This window comes from Arthrobacter sp. TRD_SC_6, assembly GCF_055361185.1.
Genome location: NZ_CM143953.1, coordinates 523,695 through 543,883, shown reverse-complemented (window position 1 = coordinate 543,883; position 20,189 = coordinate 523,695). Strand labels below are relative to the sequence as shown.

General features: G+C 64.2%; 15 protein-coding genes. 9 read left to right on the top strand and 6 right to left on the bottom strand.

What is annotated here, in order from left to right; genetic code table 11:
* Positions 1-30: 30 nt before the first annotated feature.
* A complete protein-coding gene (locus tag ACWA1U_RS02615) occupies positions 31-264 on the bottom strand; it encodes a PLD nuclease N-terminal domain-containing protein (protein ID WP_463723792.1) in 234 nt (77 codons plus the stop codon).
* Positions 265-646: 382 nt separating this feature from the next.
* Between ACWA1U_RS02615 and ACWA1U_RS02610 the strand changes: the two genes are divergently transcribed.
* The gene (locus ACWA1U_RS02610) at positions 647-3,223 is read left to right on the top strand and encodes a rhamnogalacturonan lyase (protein ID WP_463723791.1); all 2,577 of its coding nucleotides are present in this window, start codon (positions 647-649) and stop codon (positions 3,221-3,223) included.
* 200 nt (positions 3,224-3,423) lie between these two features.
* Here ACWA1U_RS02610 and ACWA1U_RS02605 read toward each other — a convergent pair whose 3' ends face one another.
* A complete protein-coding gene (locus tag ACWA1U_RS02605) occupies positions 3,424-4,410 on the bottom strand; it encodes an acetylxylan esterase (protein ID WP_463723790.1) in 987 nt (328 codons plus the stop codon).
* Positions 4,411-4,637: 227 nt separating this feature from the next.
* Here ACWA1U_RS02605 and ACWA1U_RS02600 point away from each other — a divergent pair, with 227 nt between their 5' ends.
* The 5 genes from ACWA1U_RS02600 to ACWA1U_RS02580 are packed head-to-tail and all read left to right on the top strand — an operon-like array spanning position 4,638 to position 10,518.
* On the top strand, positions 4,638-5,936 hold the full coding sequence (locus tag ACWA1U_RS02600) for an ABC transporter substrate-binding protein (RefSeq protein WP_463723789.1): 1,299 nt from the start codon (positions 4,638-4,640) through the stop codon (positions 5,934-5,936).
* Between the two features lie 30 nt (positions 5,937-5,966).
* Positions 5,967-6,959 (top strand): carbohydrate ABC transporter permease, encoded by a 993-nt coding sequence (locus tag ACWA1U_RS02595; protein ID WP_463723788.1) that lies wholly within the window; start codon positions 5,967-5,969, stop codon positions 6,957-6,959.
* Positions 6,956-7,867: a carbohydrate ABC transporter permease gene (locus ACWA1U_RS02590; RefSeq protein ID WP_463723787.1), complete on the top strand. Its 912-nt coding sequence runs from the start codon at positions 6,956-6,958 to the stop codon at positions 7,865-7,867. The genes ACWA1U_RS02595 and ACWA1U_RS02590 overlap by 4 nt, the downstream gene beginning before the upstream one ends.
* A complete protein-coding gene (locus tag ACWA1U_RS02585) occupies positions 7,864-8,511 on the top strand; it encodes a hypothetical protein (protein WP_463723786.1) in 648 nt (215 codons plus the stop codon). Before ACWA1U_RS02590 ends, ACWA1U_RS02585 begins: the two co-directional genes overlap by 4 nt.
* Positions 8,512-8,514: 3 nt before the next feature.
* Positions 8,515-10,518, top strand: a complete 2,004-nt coding sequence (locus ACWA1U_RS02580) for a beta-galactosidase (protein ID WP_463723785.1) — start codon at positions 8,515-8,517, stop codon at positions 10,516-10,518.
* 34 nt (positions 10,519-10,552) lie between these two features.
* On the opposite strand, the gene ACWA1U_RS02575 is transcribed toward ACWA1U_RS02580, so the two are convergent.
* On the bottom strand, positions 10,553-11,917 hold the full coding sequence (locus tag ACWA1U_RS02575) for a glycoside-pentoside-hexuronide (GPH):cation symporter (protein WP_463723784.1): 1,365 nt from the start codon (positions 11,915-11,917) through the stop codon (positions 10,553-10,555).
* Between the two features lie 87 nt (positions 11,918-12,004).
* Complete coding sequence (locus ACWA1U_RS02570) at positions 12,005-13,177, bottom strand: MFS transporter (protein ID WP_463723783.1); 1,173 nt, start codon at positions 13,175-13,177, stop codon at positions 12,005-12,007.
* A gap of 25 nt (positions 13,178-13,202) precedes the next feature.
* On the opposite strand from ACWA1U_RS02570, the gene ACWA1U_RS02565 reads away from it, so the two are divergent.
* Both ACWA1U_RS02565 and ACWA1U_RS02560 read left to right on the top strand, forming a co-directional pair.
* The gene (locus tag ACWA1U_RS02565) at positions 13,203-14,027 is read left to right on the top strand and encodes an ankyrin repeat domain-containing protein (RefSeq protein ID WP_463723782.1); all 825 of its coding nucleotides are present in this window, start codon (positions 13,203-13,205) and stop codon (positions 14,025-14,027) included.
* Positions 14,028-14,147: 120 nt separating this feature from the next.
* On the top strand, positions 14,148-15,848 hold the full coding sequence (locus ACWA1U_RS02560) for a thiamine pyrophosphate-binding protein (RefSeq protein WP_463723781.1): 1,701 nt from the start codon (positions 14,148-14,150) through the stop codon (positions 15,846-15,848).
* Positions 15,849-15,953: 105 nt separating this feature from the next.
* On the opposite strand, the gene ACWA1U_RS02555 is transcribed toward ACWA1U_RS02560, so the two are convergent.
* Positions 15,954-17,369, bottom strand: coding sequence for an MFS transporter (locus ACWA1U_RS02555; protein ID WP_463723780.1), 1,416 nt, complete (start codon positions 17,367-17,369; stop codon positions 15,954-15,956).
* Positions 17,370-17,434: 65 nt separating this feature from the next.
* Between ACWA1U_RS02555 and soxR the strand changes: the two genes are divergently transcribed.
* Entirely contained in the window at positions 17,435-17,875 is a 441-nt protein-coding gene (gene soxR, locus ACWA1U_RS02550; RefSeq protein ID WP_463723779.1) for a redox-sensitive transcriptional activator SoxR, read from the top strand.
* A gap of 77 nt (positions 17,876-17,952) precedes the next feature.
* Here soxR and yicI read toward each other — a convergent pair whose 3' ends face one another.
* Positions 17,953-20,136, bottom strand: a complete 2,184-nt coding sequence (yicI, locus tag ACWA1U_RS02545) for an alpha-xylosidase (RefSeq protein ID WP_463723778.1) — start codon at positions 20,134-20,136, stop codon at positions 17,953-17,955.
* Positions 20,137-20,189: the final 53 nt, after the last annotated feature.

Sequence of the window (20,189 nt, the reverse complement as noted above, 5' to 3'; positions counted from 1 at the left end):
GGTCCGTCGGTGGCGAGTTTTGTGCGTTCACTACCTCACCTGCGCGTTGCCCGGGGCGGGGGCAGTACGCCCGACCGTCAGCCAGAGAAGGGCGCCAACAATCGGCGCGGCGATGATGACGAGCAACCAGAGCAGTCGCTGAACCGGTGTGTAGCGCCGGTTGCGGGCAAGGCTTACGACGGCGGCAACCGCCAGTGCGAGCGCGGCAAGCGCCAGCGCGGTCACGGTCCATTCCCAGGTGGTTGGCATGAGCGGGTTCTGCATTGTGCCCCTTGGCGGCTGGCGAGACATTGAACCCTCATTGTTTCAGAGGCTGCATGGCGGACTGGCCGGAACGGACGGGACGGTGAGCAACCCGGACGAGGTGAGGGGAGTACTGCTCTACGCTGACCGGCCTGCTACCGGCCGTGTCCAGGTTGCTCTCCTGTTTAGGGAAGCCGGTCTCGGCTGGCCCCATATCTTCGATCGATTCGGTCCAGTGCGCCCGATTACCGCGTGCAGATGAAGATATCGATCGATCCTGCGAGGTAGGGGGCAACACCCCAACCAGCCGGTACAGCCCGCACGGCATCAAAATCAACCCTTGACCTCTCTCCGTCACTTCCCCTACGGTAGAGAAAGCGTTTTCCGTTGAAAGGATTCAAAGATGACTCCGCGCTTTCGCCACATCCCCGTCCCAGCAACTCTTGCCCTGAGTGTCGCCCTGATCGCGGGAGGTGGCGGCGTTCCTGCCGCTGCGGCCCCCGCTCACGGAACCAAGCAGGACGCTCAACTCGGCATCCAACTGGAGCACCTCGACCGAGGCCTGGTCGCCGCCAGCACGTCCGAGGGAACGTTCCTCAGCTGGCGCCTCCTGGCCACCGAGGTGACCGGCGCCAACGCCACCGGCCAGACCGGCTCCGACTTCGCCGTCTACCGCAACGGCGAGAAGGTCGCCACGGTCACAGACAGCACCAACTACCTCGACGCCGGGGCCGAAGCCGGCGCAACCTACCAGGTTGCCGCCGTCGTCGACGGTGTGGAACTCAGCCGCAGCGCTGAGGTGACCCCATGGTCGCAGGGCCATACGGACATCCCGCTGCAGAAACCGGCCGACGGCGTTACGCCCGCAGGCGAGCCGTACACCTACGCGGCGAGCGACATGAGCCTCGGCGATGCCGACGGCGATGGCGACTACGAGTACGTCGTCAAGTGGGAGCCATCCAACTCCAAGGACGTCTCGCAGGTCGGGTATACCGGCAACACCTACGTTGATACGTACACGATGGAAGGGTCGCTGCTGCACCGCATCGACCTCGGCGTGAACATCCGCTCGGGCGCGCATTACACGCAGTTCATGGTCTACGACTTCGACGGCGACGGCCGCACCGAGATGATGATGAAGACCGCGCCTGGCACCACGGTCACCACCTACACCGACGGCGTCGCGGGCGAACCCGAGTTCATCACCATGCCCAAGGAAGACGTCAAAGCCGGCTTCTCGAACGAAGACGACTACCGCATGAGCGCCCCGGACTACTACGAGCACGTGGTCGGCATGTTCAAGGCCTGGCACGAGCACCCCGAGGTTGTGGCAGGAAATTGGCCTGCAACCCTCGAGGAGGCTTTCGGTATCGAGCCGCGCCACGACTACCCGCTCTCCGACGCCGATGCCCGCTCCATGGCCGACTACTTCATGGACGTCTACGCACCGAGCCGCAGCGGGCGCAACAACCTGCGCGCGTTCGAGGGCTTTATCATCACCGGCCCCGAGTACCTGACAGTGTTCGACGGCGCAACGGGCGAAGAGCTCCAGACCGTCGACTATGAGCCTGGACGGCACGACGACGGCCTCATGTGGGGCGACTACGCCATGTCCCGCATCGAGCCGGGCAACCGCGTGGACCGCTTCCTCGCGGGCGTTGCTTACCTGGACGGGCAGCGGCCCTCCGCGGTATTTGCCCGCGGTTACTACACCCGGACCACGCTGGTGTCCTACAACTGGGACGGCAAGAACCTCTCCAAGGTCTGGGACGTGGACAGCGGCTGGACGCCGATGACCAACCCGTTCAACGACGGACCTCACGGCCGGGACGGAACCGACCCCGAGTTCGGCTCGATCACGACGCAGGGCTTCCACTCGCTGAGTGCCGCGGACGTCGACGGCGACGGGCGGCAGGAAATCGTCTACGGCGCTGCGACGATCGACGACGACGGCTCGCTCCTTTACAGCTCGTTCGACACCATGCCGGACGCCAGCGCTGCGCCGGGCACCGAGGCACGTCTGGGTCACGGTGACGCAATGCATGTGACGGACATCGACCCAAACCGCCCGGGACTGGAGATGTGGACCGTACATGAAGGCGGGCGCTTTGCACCGTACGGTTCGGCAATGCGCGACGCCGCCACAGGTGAGGTGCTTCACGGCGCCTACTCCGGCCGGGATACCGGCCGCGGCATGATTGGCGACGTACGCGCCGACGTCGACGGCATTGAAGTGTGGGCAGGAATGCCTAACGGCTCGCTCGGGTCCGGTCTGCTGAGTTCCGACGGCGACCAGTTGGACACCCGCACACCAGGCACCAATCAGAGCATCAAGTGGGCAGCAGACATGACCACGCAAATCGTCAACGGCTCCGGCAACGCAACGCCGACCATCGACGACTGGACCCGTGGCCGCCTGCTTACCGCCGAAGGAACGCGCACCAACAACGGAACCAAGGGCAACCCCGCGCTTGTGGCAGATGCCTTCGGCGACTGGCGTGAGGAGCTGTTTGTCCGTACGGCTGACAGCTCGGCGATCCGCGTGTACCTCAGCACCGAGGTTACTGAGCACAAGCTCACCACGCTGATGCACGATCCCCAGTACCGCGCAGAGGTTGCTCGCCAGAACACCTCCTACAACCAGCCGTCCTACACGAGCTACTACCTTGCCTCGGACATGGACTTCTCGGAGGTGCCGGTACCGGACGCGTGGACGCCAGGCATCGTCGCTGACCTGCAGCGTACGCTTGACGCCCTCATCGCCAGCGGCGATGTGTCCGGTCCGGTAGCAAAGCAGTTGCAGGCCGCGCTCGCCCAGGCTCAGGCCGCCGTCGAGCAGGGCAACACCACCAACGTCGGTAAGGCGATGGACAAGTTCGTGAAGTTCCTCAACCAGGGCAAGAAGCCCGACGTCGTAAGCGACACCGCCCGCGCGGTGCTCGGGAACGGCGCGAATACGGTCCTCGGAATGGTGCGGTAGCTCCGGGGTCATTGCAAGACAGGGCGGGCTCGGCGTATGCCGGGCCCGCCCTGTCTGTTTTAAGCCGCTTGAGGTGCCCCTCGCGGTCGGCGCCTCCAACTGCACCTCGCCAACGGATCCGCTGCCTAGGCGCAGGTCCGTTGTGTGGAGACAACCCCGTCTGCGGTAAAGTGACGGATTCGTTGCCTCAGCACGCGGCGCTACGCCGAAGCGAAGATCTCCCGCTGGAACCGGATGTGCTCTGCGGCCTGGGCCGCGCCGCCGTTCTCGTGGCCGTTGTAAGGGAACACGTTCATGGCCTTCGGCCCGGCGTAGTGGTTGTAGGCCGCGTACACGCACGACGGCGGGCAAACGTCATCGAGCAGGCCCACCGAGAAGAGGGCTGGCAGCTTGGCGCGGGAGGCGAAGTTGACGCCGTCGAAATAGCCCAGGGTATTGAAGATTTCCTCCTCGCGTCCGCGCTGTACGCCGAGGAACCGGACCAGCTCTCCGTAGGGAGCTGTGTCGACAATTTCCGTCGCACGCCGGATGTGGGACAGGAACGGTACATCCACAATGGCCGCAAGCGGCGCATGCTCAAGCACCGTGGGGGAGAGCGCAGCCGAAGCCAGCGCAATGGCGCCACCCTGGCTCCCGCCCGAGATCAACACCCGCGCAGGGTCGATGAACGGGTGGGCCTGTGCCGCCTCGACCGCGCGCACAGCGTCGGTGAACAGCCGCCGGTAGTAGTAGGTCTCCGGCGAGTCTATGCCCAGAGTCAGGTGGCCACCGAGGAAGGGACCACTCACCCCAGGGTCCGGCGTATCGCCGCTGCGGTGCCCTGCCCCCTGCCCGCGCAGGTCCATGACAAAATGCGCGACGCCGGCACTTGGGATAGCGGTCCACTCCCCGAGGAGGCTGCGGCCTCCGCCGTATCCGATATACGTGACGACGGCGGGAAGCGGGCCGGTTGCCGAGCGCGGCCGTAGCATCCAGCCCTTGATGGGATGGCCGCCGTAGCCGGCGAAGGTTACGTCCTCGGTGACGAGCTCGCTATAGCCGGCGTCGACCTTCTCAAAGCGTGCGTCCAGATCGAAGGTCGCGGCTTCGGCGAGAGTGGCCTCCCAGAACGAGTCAAAGTCCGAGGGTTCGGTGCGCTCCGGACGGTACTGCTGAAGTTCATCAAGGGGAAGGTCGAACTGCGGCATCGGTATCCTTCGCTGTTACGTAGGGGAAAGGTTTCGAGAACGTGTCCGAGATGTGTCCGTGAAAGGTCTCGGATGTATCACGGATCACACTATTCTAGGAGTAAGCCTTGCAAATTGAGACGATTCAATTTAGTCTCTATGGAGAGCGCTTTCCCGTGAGGTACACCACAGTACCAGCGGACCAAAGAGCTTCATCTCAATTCTGAGCCGTTCCCAGGAGGACAAAGATGTTCAATAAGCTCTCACGACGCGCCGGGTCCGGCGTAGCAGTCACAATGGCTGCAGCCCTCATGCTGACAGCATGTGGAGGAAATGGCGGAGGGGAAGCCGGAGGCACCCCCGACCCCAACGAAGAAGTAACCCTCAACTTCACCTGGTGGGGTAACGAGGATCGCGCAGAGCGCTACAACGAGGCGATCGCCCTGTTCGAGGAAGCCAACCCGAACATCGACGTCAACGGAACCTTCATGGACTTCCCCGCTTACTGGGAGAAGCGCCAGACCGAGGCTGCAGGTGGCGGTCTCCCCGACGTCATGCAGTTCGACTACAGCTACCTTCGCCAGTACGGCGAGAACGGTTTGCTCCTCGACCTGAGCGGGTTCGAGGGAAACGGGCTGACCACCGACTCCATCGACGAAACCCTGATGGCTACCGGCAAGCTCGAGGACCAGACGCTCGGCGTTCCGACCGGTTACAACGCCTGGTCGCTCTTCGAGAACCCGGCATTGATTGAGCAGGCCGGCGTCGAAGGGTACGAAGGCGGCACCTCCTACGAAGACTACGAGGCCTACATGGCCAGCGTTACGGAAGCGACCGGCGGCGAGGTCTACGGCGGAACCGACTACACGGGTCGCATCCAGAACTTCGAACTGCAGCTGCGCCAGGAAGGCCGCGAACTCTTCACCGAAGAGGGCGAGCTCGGCTTCACCCAGGAAGAACTGGCCGAATTCTGGAGCAGCACCCAGGACCTGCGTGAAAACGTGACCATCCCGGCCCGCCAGCTGGAAGAAGTTTTGCCCAAGTCGGGCTTCGGGTCGAACCTCACGGCCAGTGAGATGACCTGGTCCAACTTCATGGGTGGCTACCTCGCGGACACCGGAGCTGAGGATCTCACCATCCTGGCTCCTCCGACCAACGATCCCTCAGCCAAGGACCTCTACCAGAAGCCGTCCATGCTGCACGCGGTATCCGCTGGGACCGAGAACCCTGAAGCTGCGGTTGCCTTCGTTGAGTTCCTGATCAACAGCCCCGAGGTCGGCGCGATCTTCGGAGCATCGCTCGGCGTTCCTGCTTCGGAAACGGCGCTCGAAGGTGCAGCGCTTGAAGGCCCTGAACTCGAAGTCAAGGAATACCTCGACTCGGTTGCTGACCGTATCGGTGAGCCCCCAGCAGCACCTGTAGTTGGTTACGGTTCGCTCGAGAACACCTTCCTGACCCTCGGGACCTCGATTGGCCTCGACGCCATCACTCCTGAGGAAGCAGCACAGCAGTTCTTCGATGAGGCCGCCGTTACGCTCGGCAGCTGATTCGATCCGACCGCAGTATAGGAGCAGTTCATGACCACGGGATCGGCGCACGCGCCAACACAAACCCGCAATACCGCCGAATCCGGCACTCGTCCGGCGGGCAACCGCCGGACGGGTGGGTCTTCCAACCGCAGGCGCAAAGGTAATGGCGACAACCTCGCCGGTTACCTGTTCCTCTCGCCCTGGTTGATTGGGCTGTTCGCCCTGACGCTGGGCCCCATGTTGTTCTCGCTCTACCTGGCCTTCACCGATTACAACCTCTTCAGTTCACCGCAGTGGTCCGGCCTCGGCAACTTTGAGCGCATGGCCGGTGACGAAGTCTTCTGGGGTTCGGTTCAGATCACCCTGATCTACGTCCTCGTCGGTACACCGATCAAACTGGCTGCCGCACTCGCTGTCGCGATGCTTCTGAACTTCAGGTCCAAAGGCACCGGCTTCTTCAGGTCCGCGTTCTACGCACCCAGCCTCATCGGAGCTTCGGTCTCCATCGCGATCGTCTGGCGGGCAATGTTCTCCTCGGATGGTCCGGTGGACAGTGGCCTGAGCCTGTTCGGCATCAACCTCGGCGGCTGGATAGGCGTTCCCACGCTCATCATGCCGATGATGATCCTCCTCGCGGTCTGGCAGTTCGGCGCCCCCATGGTCATCTTCCTGGCCGGCCTGAAGCAGGTCCCGGCCGAGCTTTACGAAGCCGCCTCTGTGGACGGCGCAAAGGCATGGCGCAAGTTCATCAGCGTCACTCTGCCGATGCTTTCCCCTGTGATTTTCTTCAACCTGCTGCTCGAAATGATCGGTGCATTCCAGGTGTTTGCCTCGGCGTACATCATCGGCTCGGGCACTGGCGGCCCGGCTGGCGCCACGAACTTCTACACCGTCTACCTCTACACCCGGGCCTTCACGAACAACCAGATGGGCTATGCATCAGCGATGGCCTGGGTGCTCCTGATTGCCGTAGGGCTCCTCGCATTCATCCTTTTCCGCACTCAAAAGAGCTGGGTGCACTACGGAGGTGACACAAAGTGACCGCGACTAATGTGCCAATAACCAATGGACCGACTGCACCGGTGCAGCCAGCCAGGAAGCGCCGCCAGCCGCGACGGAAGACGGCATCGACGGTCGCCTGGGTCATCGGAATCGTGCTGCTGACCGCCCTTGTGCTCTACCCACTCATCTGGATGATCTCGGCGTCGTTCAAGCCCAGCTCCGAGTTTGGTGCGAATCAGACCTTCTTCCCCGAGAACCCGACGTTCGACAACTTCGTCAAGGTGATGGAAGGCGTTGCGGGTATCCCCACCTGGAAGTTCTTCTGGAACTCCACCATCCTCGGCATCGGCGCTGTGATCGGCACGGTCATCTCCTCCTCCATGGCGGCCTACGCGTTTGCCCGTATGGAATTCAAGGGCCGTCCACTGTTCTTCACCATGATGATCGGCACCCTGCTGCTGCCGTTCCACGTGCTGATCATTCCGCAGTACATGATCTTCCGTAACCTCGGCATGATCGACACCTTCTTCCCGCTGCTGATCGGAAAGTTCCTGGCCACGGAGGCGTTCTTCGTGTTCCTCATGGTCCAGTTCATCCGTAACCTGCCCAAGGAACTCGATGAGGCCGCACGCATTGACGGCTGTGGACACTGGCGGGTCTTCTGGTCCATCACTATCCCGCTGATCAAACCCGCACTGATTACGTCCTCGATCTTCGCGTTCATCTGGAGCTGGAATGATTTCCTCGGCCCGCTGCTCTACCTGAACTCACCGGACAACTACCCGTTGCCCCTTGCTCTGCGGGTATTCAATGACCAATCGAGTGCTTCCGACTACGGCGCAACCGTAGCGATTTCGGTCCTTGCACTCCTACCGGTGATGCTGTTCTTCATCATCTTCCAGCGGTTCCTCGTGGCCGGTGTGGCCACCCAGGGCCTCAAGGGATGACAGCCCGCAGCCTTCGCGGACAGCGTGAACCGCGTGGTTTGAGCCGCAAGCGAGAACTTCCCGACGGCACCCAGCTCAAGTGGCCGGGTGCCGAGGGGAAGTTCGCGCTGTTCGCCGAAGTGCTGTGGATGGGAATCCTCACCGTCGCTGGCGGACTGCTGATCATCACGCTTCCCGCCGCGATCGCTGCCTCCACCCGCCACCTGCACCGCTACCTGCTGGCCGAGCGCTCCACGCTCGGCCAGTGGTGGGCGGATTTCCTGTCTGCGCTCCGCACCGGCTGGCTGGTGGGACTGGTGACGACGGCGCTCGCCGCCGTCCTGCTCATCAACCTGGTGATTGCCGGGTCACGGCTGCTCCCGGGCTGGCCCCTGATTTTCGGCTTCGCGCTCCTTGCCCTGACCGTGCTCATCCTCGCGCTGCTGCAGTCAGCGGTTCGCTGGACACCGCAGGCGGGTTGGCGCCAGGCCATCCGCGAGGGTTTCCGGAGTTTGACCGCTGATGCCGGCGCCATCGTGCCCCTGCTGGTCGCCGTCGTCCTCGCGATCGTAGTGACCTGGCAGCTCCCGCCGCTTGTGGTGCCGGGACTTGGTTGCCTTGTTTTTGCCGTGCTCGTCGTGAAGGAACGCGAGCGCAAGCGTTAGGTTTTGAACACCCACCCGAAAGGACACCCCACCGTGCATTACGGCGGCGATTACAACCCTGAGCAGTGGCCGGAATCAGTCTGGCCTGAGGACATCGAGCGCATGCGGGAGGCCGGGGTCACCATGGTGAGCCTCGGGATCTTCGCGTGGGCAAGGATTCAGCCTGCTGAGGATGTGTACGACTTCGAGTGGCTCGACCGGGTGATTGGCCTGCTGCATGAGGCGGGAATCGCCGTCGACCTCGCGACTGCGACGGCGTCGCCTCCTCCGTGGATGACTGTCGCCTACCCGGACATCCTCGCGGCGGACGAGAACGGTGCACCTTACTGGCATGGCAGCCGGCAGCACTACGCGCCGTCGTCGTCGTCGTACCGTCGTCTTGCCGCGGCTCTGGTGCAGCGGCTCGCGGAACGGTACGTGGACCACCCCGCGGTGGTGCTCTGGCATGTGAACAACGAGTACGGGTGCCACCTGAACCTGGATTACTCGGACTCCGCGAGGGATGCTTTCCGCGGGTGGCTGCAGAAGAAGTACGGCTCGCTTGACGCGCTGAACGAGGCGTGGGGCACCTGGTTCTGGGCGCAGCACTATGAGTCCTTCGACCACATCTTCCCGCCGCGGAAGGCTCCATACAGCCACAATCCGGGCCAGTTGCTCGACTTCCGGCGCTTCACGTCCGACATGCTGCTCGAGTGCTACCGGATGGAGCGGGACATCATCCGTGCCGCCGGGGCAACGCAGCCGGTCACCACCAACTTCATGGGTGCCTTCAAGCCCGGGAACTACTGGGAGTGGGCTGCCGAGATGGATGTCATCTCCGACGACTGCTACCCCGACCCCAACGACGCCGAGAGCTTCCGCGCCGGCGCCTTCCAGCGGGACCTGATCCGCTCCTTCAAGCCCGAGGTTCCCTGGCTGCTGATGGAGCAGTCCACCAATGCGTTGAACTGGCGCCCGACCAACGCCCCCAAGGCTCCTGGCCAGATGCGCGCGCTGTCCTTGCAGTCGGTTGGGCGCGGCGCCGATGGCGTGTTGTTCTTCCAGTGGCGGCAGTCCCGCGCCGGTGCGGAGAAGTTCCACTCGGCTATGCTGCCGCACGCAGGAACGTCCACGCGGACGTGGCGTGAGGTTGTGCAGCTGGGCCTGGAGCTCGGCTCCCTCCCTACCCTGCCGGCCGGTTCGCGTGACGCACGGGTTGCGATCGTGTTCGACTGGGAAAACTGGTGGGCCATCGAGGCCCCTGACCACCCCGTGATCCTTGACTATGTTGCTTGCGTGCAGCGCTGGTACTTCGCGATCCACCGCCAGCACGTGCAGGTGGACTTCGTGCAGCCGACGTCGGACCTTGGTTCGTATGCGGTGGTCATCGCGCCGCAGTTGTATTTGCTCCGTTCAGAGGGTGCCGCCAACCTGACCCGCTTTGTGGAGGGTGGCGGGCACCTGCTTGTCACCGCGTTCAGCGACGTGGTCGACGAAAACGACCGCTTCCGCGAGGGCGGCTTCCTGACCCAGCTTGGCCCCGTGCTGGGTGTGTCGGTGGAGGAGTTCGGCGCGTTGGTTGCCCCTGACTCAGCCGGACCGGGACAGCGTTCGGCGCCGGTTTCGCTTGGTGGATCGGACTTCGAGGGGCAATTCCTCGCCGAGGAGATTGCCGCCACCGACGCCGAGGTGCTTGCCACCTTCAGCGGCGGCCGGACCGAGGGTATGCCTGCGTTCACTGCTCGTTCGTCCGGCGCGGGCCGCGCCTACTACCTTGCGACACTGCCCGACGACGACGGCGCCCGCCTGGTGAGCGCGCACGTGTTCGCGGGTGCCGGCGTCGTACCGGTTCTGGACGGGCTGCCCGAGACGGTCGAGGTCGCCCAGCGCGGCGACGTGCTGACCGTGATCAACCACGGCGCTGATGGCGTCGCGATCGAGGTTGCGGGGACCGATCTGCTGAGTGGGGAATCCGTGGACAAGGTGCACCTGGAGTCGTTTGGGTACGCGCTGTTGCGGCAGAACTAGCCGGGCAATAGGAGCGTCGGGACTCCCGGCGCGCCTATTGCCTCGCGCGGCGGTCCTCGATTTCCAGCACCAGTTCCGCGTGCGCCGCGTCGGTGAGCTTGTACCAGCGCATGGCCACGAGGGCGAGTAGGAGAATGAGGGCCGGAGCCAGACCAGCGGCGATGCGGATGCCAAGTTCAGCCTGGGCGCTCTGGGTCGCCGCTCCAGCCTCGTAACCGCCCCACGCCAGAGCGAAAGCGGCAAGCGCGCCGCCGAGAGCCATTCCGATTTTCCGTGTGGAGGACAATAGGGCGTAATTGGTGCCGTCGGTGCGGTGGCCGCTGCGCCACTCCCCAAACTCGACGGTGTCTGCCACGAGCGTCCACATCAACATGCTGATGACGGCTGCTCCCAACAAGCTCAACATGATGCCCGCGAGGGCTATCCAGACGATCCCATCCGGCACCGCGAACACGAGGATACCGCCGGTAGCACCGGCGAGACCGCCTGTAACATAGACCGTCCGTTTACCCCACTTGTGGACCAGGCGCGGCATGACCGTTGCCGCACCAAGGGTGATGACCACCTGTGCGGCCGCCACGACGGCGAACAGGTCGAGTCGCTGAAAAACATCCCGAAGGTAGAAAAGCTTCGCCGTGTTGGTCACCACGTTGGAGGTCATGAACAGCAGCGAACTGATGCAGAGGGCCATCAACGGTCCGTTGCTTCGCAGCACCGTGACAGCCTGCCGCAGTGACAGATTCGGGCTCGACTGCGGGATCTGTTCCCGCGTCGACAGGGCCGTGAAGAGGTACAGGAACGTTCCAACGATCGCGAAGCCCACAGTAAGGACCGTCATGATGCCCTGGATGTCCGCGCCGCTCTCGAACTGGGGAGCGATGAGGATTCCAAGGAAGGCGCCGGTGCAGAGACCGCCGACTGTTCGAGCACTGGCGAGCCGCGCGCGGCCCCTGGGAGCCTGCGTCAGGGCGCCGGCCAAGGCACCATACGGAACATTGACCAGGCTATAGGCCAGGCAATACACGAAATAGGAGATGTAGGCGTAGAGCAGTTTGCCGGATGAATCAAGCGACGGAACGTGGAACACCACGGCACAGAGCACAAGCGGTGCCGCACCTAGAAGGAGGAACGGACGGAACTTGCCCATCCGGAGGCGGCGGTTCTGGTCCGCCATTCTTCCGGCGAACACATCGGTGAACGCGTTGAAGAGCCCTCCCAGAAGCAGGACTGTTCCGGCTGCAGCAGCAGGAATGCCCGCGGCGTCCGTGTAATAGACCAGCAGGAACATCCCGATGGTGCTGAACGTCATGCTGTTCGCTATATCGCCGGCGCCGTAAGCAACCACGCCAACCGTTGGGACCATTCCGGGAGGTGCTTGCTCCGGTGCGTCGCGTCTCACGGTCCTCTTTTCTAGGAATACCAGAAAACGTTTTCTTGACCCTATAGTTCGGAGTGGCGGCCCGTCAAAGAGTCGTAATGGTTTCGCTCAGGTGCGGGCAGCGGTCACGACGGCGGCCGTCGCCAGGATTGCCATCAAGACAGCCATGAGCGGGTAGCCGCCGAGCACGGCCGCGAGAGCCGGTCCCGCAGCTGGGGCGAGCGCGCCGACTACGGTGACCGGCGCCGCGAAGATCCCCTGCAGTGCGCCGAAGTTCTGTGTGCCCCACCTGTCTGAGACGGCTGTTGCCTGGAGGAGCGTGTTGCAGCCACGCACCATTCCGGCGACCACCGCGACGACAATCAGCAGGCCGGGCGGACCGGGCACCAGGGCCAGCGCCCATACACTCGCGGCTCCGGCGGCCGTGAGCACCACCGTTCGCCGTACTGCGGAGATCCCGGAGGGTAGCAGGGCGTACGCGACCCGGCCGATGACTTGCCCCACCCCAATGAGCCCAAACGCCAGGGCGGCGGTTTGATAGCTCATGCCGCGTTCCACAAACAGGATGATCAGGTTGAACGTCACGGCAAATAGGGCGAGCGTTGAGAGGGACATGGTGATCTGCAGCAGGAGGAATGAGCGGCTCTTTGAGACGGTCCTGGTGTCCTGCGGCTGGTTGCTTGTAGGGGAGCTGGGCCGCGCGGACCATCGGGCGTTCAGGAAGAACCAGTGCAGGGGAAGGGTCACCACCGCGAGGATTACGGCGAGGACGAGGTAGGCATTACGCCAACCGAGACTCTCGACCAGGACCGCGGTGACCGGAGCGAAGATGGTCGACGCGAAGCCTGCCACGAGGGTGAGGGTGGTAAGGGCGCGGACCCGCCGGGTTCCGTACCAGCGGGTGATGACAATGAACGCCGGCTGATAGAACACAGCCGCCTGTGCGAACCCCGCTATCACCCAGCCGGCAGCGAACACCGCGAAGTTTGGAGCTGCGCCGACCAGGAGCAGGGCGAGCACTCCGATCATGCTGCCGACCACCATCAACAGGCGTGGGCCGGTGCGGTCGAGCATCTTACCCACCCGCACGCCAGCGAATGCCGAGATGATCAGTCCAGCGGAAAACGCGGCGGTCATCGCGGGTATCGACCACCCGGTGTCCCGGTTGATCTGCACCAATGCCACCGGGAGGGAGTAGTACAGCAGGCCCCAACTGGTTGTCTGCGCGATGCACATGGCCACGAGGCCTCCGCGCGGGCGGTCACTACCGACGTCTGTCACTGTTCAACCCTAGGTTGTCCGAGGCGTGGCTCGGTATGCTGGCAGGCATGGGAATATTCCCGATGAAGTTCTGGTGTGCCACCTCGGTGATCCCGCGGCGGGCGTCCTGGTGAGGGCCCTCCTACGGTGTGGTGTTCTTGCCGGGCTGCTGCTGATGACCGGCTGCACCGGCAACGGCGAGGTGTCCGGTCCAACGCAACAGGCGCCTTCCGGGTCCGCGAGCCCGTCGATAACGTCGAGCCCGTCCAGCACCCCGAGCCCGTCGGTAACCCCGAGTCCGTCGACCGCGCCCAGCGCGTCGCTGAGCAGGCCATCGGCTACTGCCAAGTCGCTCGCCCCCGGCGAACTGATCGCGCTGAATCAGAACCTGATCGCGGTGTCCTGGGACAACAATGTCACCGAAGCTAGCCGGCTCATCGACGCCGGCGCTGACGTCAACTACGAGGACGAGACCCAACAAAGCGCCTTCCTCATCGCAGCGAGTGAGGGCTACGTCGAGCTCCTGGATCTGACCTTAAGCAACGGTGCGGACGTCCACGCCCACGACAGTTACAACGGCACCGCCCTGATCCGCGCTGCGGAGCGTGGCCACGCGGACGTGGTGCGGAGGTTGCTGGAGACGGACGTGGAAGTTAACCACGTCAACAACGTGGGTTGGACTGCACTGAACGAGGCGATCGTCTATGGCGATGGATCGGCCCGGTACGTGGAGACCGTGCAGCTGCTCGTCGAAGGCGGTGCCGACGTTCAGCTTCCCTCCAAGGGCGATGGTCTGACGCCCTTGCAGCAGGCCACGTCCCTAGGATTCCAAGAGATCGCAGCTATTCTGCGCCAAGCGACGGAAGAGTAGGCCGCGGACGCCGCCACAACAGCGGGAGACAGCTCCTTCGTCAGATACTTTGCGATACGCCGTAGTGCAGCTGGACCGCATACCCTGTTCACGACGAACACGAAGGAGTGAGCACAAGCAATGACGAGCGCAAGCATACCCACGCCTCAGCCGGAGCCAGCTGGAGGATCCCAGCCGCTGCCGGACGAAGGACACGTTTCCGCCGCGGTGGCCGATGTGGTCGCGGAGCGGGCCGGGCACCTGTTCGGCCTGATGGGCAACGGAAATGTATACCTGATCAGCCGCCTCACCAGGCGCGGTTTCCCATTTACGTCGGCGCGGCATGAGTCGGCAACCGTCGCCATGGCCGATGCGTATCACCGGGCCACCGGTGGTGTCGCTGCGGCAACCACTACTTACGGCGCCGGTTTCACCAACGCGTATACAACCCTGGCGGAGGCGCGCATAGCCCGGATCCCGCTGGTGCTCGTGGTGGGGGATGCACCGGCCAGCGGTCGGCGAAACTTTGACATCGACCAGTTGAAAGCCGCCGAGGCCGTCGGCGTGACCACGCTCGTAGCTGGTCCCGGCAACGCGGAAGCGATCACGCACCGCGCCTTCGACCTGGCGCTGCGGACCGTTCAGCCCGTGATCGTGGCCATTCCCTATGACCTTGCGAACGCGCCGCTTGCGGAACCCGAGCCACTTGAACCGCTGGCTCCGAAGGCCGTCTGGCCGCCCGAAGCGGAGGATCTTGACCGCGTGGCCGGGCTGCTTGCCGCAGCGCAGCGCCCAGTGGTCATCGCCGGCCGCGGTGTGGTTCTCGCCGATGCGGCTGCTCCGCTGCGAGCTATTGGTGACCGCCTTGGCGCGCTGTTCATGACGTCCGTCATGGCGATCAACGCGTTCGACAGCGAATGGGACCTCGGCGTAGCCGGCGGGTTCACCCGGCGCCACCGGCTCGCGGTGGCGCGGAAGGCCGACGTCGTACTGGTTGTCGGTGCGAGCATGAACATCTTCCAGACGCGCTACGGAACGCTGTTCCCGCCGGAGACGCTCATCATCCGCGTAGACAACGAACCGCAGGAGTCCCACCCGATTACCGTGGACTACATCCGGTCCGACATCGGGTCTTTCGTCGACGGCCTCCTGGATCGGGTGCAGCCGGCGTCGAAGCCCTGGCGTGAGAGCATCCCTGAGGTTGCGGGCGAGGAGTTCAGGTCCGCGCACCCCATCGAGGATCCCGTGGAGTTCGGCCCCGATGGTCGCCTGAATCCGCGAGCCGTGGTCGCTGCGCTCGAAGACATCCTTCCGAAGGAGCGCTCGGTGGTCATGGACGGCGGCCACTTCATCGGTTGGGCGCCGATGTACCTTTCGGTGCCGGATCCGCAGGCCATGATTCTGGTCGGTACGGCGTTCCAGTCCATCGGGCTCGGATTCGGGTCCGCTGCGGGCGTCTCGGTGGCGCGGCCGGAACGCACCACGGTGCTGTTCAGCGGCGACGGCGGCGGGCTCATGGGACTAGCCGATTTCGAGACCTTCCTCCGCGCCACCCGCCGCGGCGTGCTGATCGTCCTGAACGATTCCGCCTACGGCGCCGAGCTTCACCAGTACGCGGTGAAGGGCCTCCACAACGCGGCGATGCTCATCGACGAGGTGGACTTCGCTGCCGTTGGGCGTGCCCTCGGTGCGGATGGCGCGAAGGCTCACACCCTCGCGGACCTGGGTGCCCTCAAGGAGTGGCTGGCAGGGAACGACGACGGCGTCTTCGTCCTCGACGTAGCTATCTCCCAGCGGGTGGTGGCGGAGTTCATGACGGAGTCGGTCGCGGCGAAGAAGTAGCGTCCGGTTCCATTGGGGTGCCCGGCTTGGTCCCTTCGCGTTGTGCGTTCCGGCCGTCGAATACAAGGCGTTCCGGGCCGGCGAAAAGTAGCTGGCTGACCGCTTTCACACCGATGCTCCCTCAATCTCGGCGGCACCCTGCTGGGGTAGCTGTTCAGCAGAAGGAGCGACCCTCGGGGCAATAGCTACCGCTGCGGCGGCGATCACCACCGTCAGCGCAAAGACGCCCGCGAAGGATGCCCCCGCCGTCGTCAGCGTGGTGAACACGATCCCTGTGATGGCGAGGGCCAACGCGCCGCCGAGCGAGTCGGAAATGGACAGCGCCGAGCTGTTGAATCCTTCGGTCTTCGGGGTGGACAGCGCGAGCATCATGACACTCAGCCTCGGGTACATCACGCCCATACCCGCGCCGGCGAGGACCCACCCGGCGATGGCGACGGCGGCCGGCCAGGTGAGGAGCGCCGTCGTCAGCGCAAGGACTGTGGCGGCGAGCACCAGCGCGGCTCCGGCGCGCACCGCCGTCGTGCTTTGCAACCGGTCGCCCATGCGCCCTTGGACGGCGGACGCTCCGGCCCAGGCGAGTGCCCCGAGTGTGAGGGTCAGGCCGGCGAGGGCAGGCGGGAAGTCGTAACGCTCGATGAACAGGTAGGGGAGATACACCTCCGCGCCAAAGAACGCCGCCGAGGCAAGGCCACGGGCCAGGATGACGCTCGGCAGGCCGCGCCGGGCGCTCAGCGTGCCGCGCGGCACCAGCGGTCGAACAGCGACGAGGGCAACCGCGAGCGCGACGACGGCGAGCAGCACACCGACGGACGGAACCTCGGCGGAGAGGTTCAACCCGAGGACCGCCGCTGCGGCGAGTGCGGCCCAACCGAGACGGCCGAAGTTCCAGGGGACGGGGGAGTCGGGCACGGAATCAAGGCCGCGCATCGCCGGGACGAGCATGATCAGTGCGGGGATGACCAAAAAGATGACGCCGAGGAACACCCAATGCCAGCTGACCAGCTCTGCCACGAGTCCCGCGGCGAATGGACCTACCAGAGACGGAAGTACCCAGGCGGCGGCGAACCCGGCGAATATCTTGGCATGCAGGGTCGGCGGATAGACGCGTGCGACGACGACGTACAGCGCCACGGTCATCGCGCCGCCGCCGAGGCCCTGGATGAGCCTGCCGACAACCAGGGCCGGCATGGTGGCGGCAAGGCCAGCGATCAGGAGGCCTACGACGAACGCCGCGACCGATGTGTAGAGCGGAAGGGAGGGTCCGCGGCGGTCGGACCAGTTGCCGGCAGCGACCATGCCGATCACACCGGTGGCCAGGGGGCCGGCGAACGCGAGGGCGTAGAGGGCGGCGCCGTCGAGTTCGCGGCTGACGAGGGGCATTACCGTGGTGACGGCGAGGGCTTCGAACGCTCCGAGGAAGACGAGCGCGAACGTGCCGATGGTGACCCAGCGGAAGGCCGGTTGAAGGATTCCAAAAGTACCGGCGGATTCGCGCGGGGCGGCGGCAGTTGATGTCATGGACGCAACCGTAGAACCTCAACTATGGTTGAGGTCAATCCGTCTGCCCTCTACGAAAGTTCCTCGTGTCCCTGCCGCATCACGTCCTGAGTATCGGCGAGCTATCCGCGCGTAGTGGGGTGTCGACGTCGGCCCTTCATTTCTATGAGCGAAACGGTCTGATTTCGTCGGAGCGCACGTGGGGCAACCAGCGGCGGTATCGCCGGGATGCGCTGCGACGGGTGGCGTTCATCCGGGTGTCGCAGCGCGTGGGTATTCCGTTGAAGGACATCCGGACGGCGTTGGATTCGCTGCCGGAGGGCCGGACGCCCAACAAGCGGGACTGGGCGGAGCTTTCCCTGCTGTGGCGGTCGGAGCTCGACGCGCGGATCGCCTCTCTTGAGCATCTCCGCCGGGACCTCGACGGGTGCATCGGGTGCGGGTGCCTCAGCTTGAAGGAGTGCACGCTGCAGAACCCGTCCGATGCGTTAGGCATGGAGGGTTCGGGCGCTCGCCGTTGGGAGTAACCGTTCCTGCGCGCCCTCTTTCCCGGCTCAAGCACTCACCGATAATCCGCGGGTTGAGCCAACCGTCTTCGCAGCCACTACGAGGGGACGACGACGGCGGTCACCTCGCCCTGCACGGCCTCCACCTCGTATGTCACCGAGGAACCATCGGGGGAGGGCACCCGAACAAGGGCCCGATGACCTTCCCCAACGCCGAAGGCTCTGAAATTGACGTCCGCTGCCCAGTTGTAGTCGGGCCTGTTCGACACCGTGCCGAAAGGCAGTACGGTTCCGGGCCGCACGAAGACCGGTGCTTCCATTACCGAGAAGGCCTGCGAATGCCACCGCGGGCCCTCCAAAGTCTGTCCCGATTCGAGGTGTGTCCACGTCCCCTCCGGGAGGTAGAAGGAATGCTCGCCGCCGGCTTCCAACACCGGAGCAACGAGCAGACTGCTGCCGAGCATGTACTGCCGGTCGAGGTGGGCGCATCCCGGGTCGCCCGGGAACTCGAGGAACATCGGGCGCATCACGGGGGTGCCGGATGAATATGCCTCCTCAGCAACGCCCGCCAGATAGGGCATCAGGCGCATCTTCAGTTCAGTGAAGTGGCGCAGCACATCCACCGACTCTTCGTCCACAAGCCAGGGCACCCGGTAGGAGTTCGACCCGTGCAGGCGTGAGTGCGATGACAGGAGTCCGAACGCGATCCAGCGCTTGAAGATCTCCGGCTCGGGCGTGCCCTCGAACCCGCCGATATCGTGGCTCCAGAATGCAAACCCCGAGGACGCCAGGGACAAACCGCCACGCAGGGACTCGGACATCGCAGCAAACGTGGACTCGCAATCACCGCCCCAGTGCACCGGAAGTTTCTGCCCGCCGGTAGTTGCGGACCTCGCGAACAGGACGGCTTCACCTTCGCCGAGCTCCTTCTCGAGCAGTTTGAAAACTGCTTCGTTGTAGAGCTGCGTGTAGTAGTTGTGCATCCGTTGCGGGTCAGACCCGTCATGCCAGACGACGTCGGTGGGGATGCGCTCGCCGAAGTCGGTCTTGAAGGAATCGACTCCCTGACCGAGTAACGCGCGCAGCTTGTCCTGGTACCAGAGAACGGCGTCGGGATTGGTGAAGTCCACCAGGGCCATGCCGGCCTGCCAGAGATCCCATTGCCACACTGAGCCGTCCGCCCTGCGCACCAGATAGCCGAGTTCCTGGCCTTCCCGGAACAGATGGGAGCGCTGGGCTATATACGGGTTGATCCACACGCATACCTTGAGGCCGCGTTCATGCAGGCGCCGGAGCATGCCCTCGGGGTCGGGGAAGGTATCCGGATCCCAGACGAAGTCGCTCCAGTGGAAGGCCCGCATCCAGTGACAGTCGAAATGGAACACGGAGAGCGGCAGGTTGCGCTCTGCCATCCCGTCGATGAAGGACATGACGGTGTCCTCGTCATAGTCCGTGGTGAAGGAGGTCGACAGCCACAACCCGTAGGACCACGCCGGGATCCGCGCCGGCCTGCCGGTGAGCTCCGTGTAGCGGCGCAGTATCTCCTTCGGGGATGGCCCGTAAATCACGAAGTACTGAAGCTTCTGCCCCTCCACGCTGAACTGCACGCGGGAAACGACCTCAGATCCGATCTCGAATGAAACGCGCTCAGGATGGTTCACGAACACGCCGTAGCCAGAGTTCGTCAGGAAAAACGGCACGTTCTTGTATGCGAGGTCGCTGGAGGTTCCACCATCCTCGTTCCAGACGTCCACCGACTGGCCGTTCTTGACGAACGCACCAAAGCGCTCGCCGAGCCCGTATACGTTGGCGCCGACGCCGAGCGTGAGCTGTTCGTGCACAAAGGAGCGTCCGGCGTCGTCGGTAATGAAACCGACGCTTCGCGGCACCGAACTTGTTAGCAGCTTGCCGTCGCCGGTGAAATCGACCGTCCAGTCGCCGCTGAGGTTGACGGAGGCGGTGAGTGGACCCGAGGTGAACGTTGCGTGCGCTTCGTCCACTGACACGTCGACGGCGGGATGCGCGTCCTGTAGCTCGAACCACGGACCCGGGTCGAGCGCGCCCTGGAAATGCTCGATCGTCACGCCGATGACGCCCTCCAACGGAGATGTGAAGGACACCGTCAACTGCGGGCAGTTCAATGCATCCCCGCGCGCGTTGATCGGCCGCGTCGGCGCATAGATTTCGAGTCCCGAGTCGGTGGCAACGACGTCGGAGATGTGCCGCGGATGCAGTGCCGTGAGGCCCTTTCGATACATCCAGTAGCCGTCAGTAAATTTCATGCTGTTCCTTTATTGTCGTGCGTGGGAAAGTTCAGCTGCCGGGAGTCGAAGCG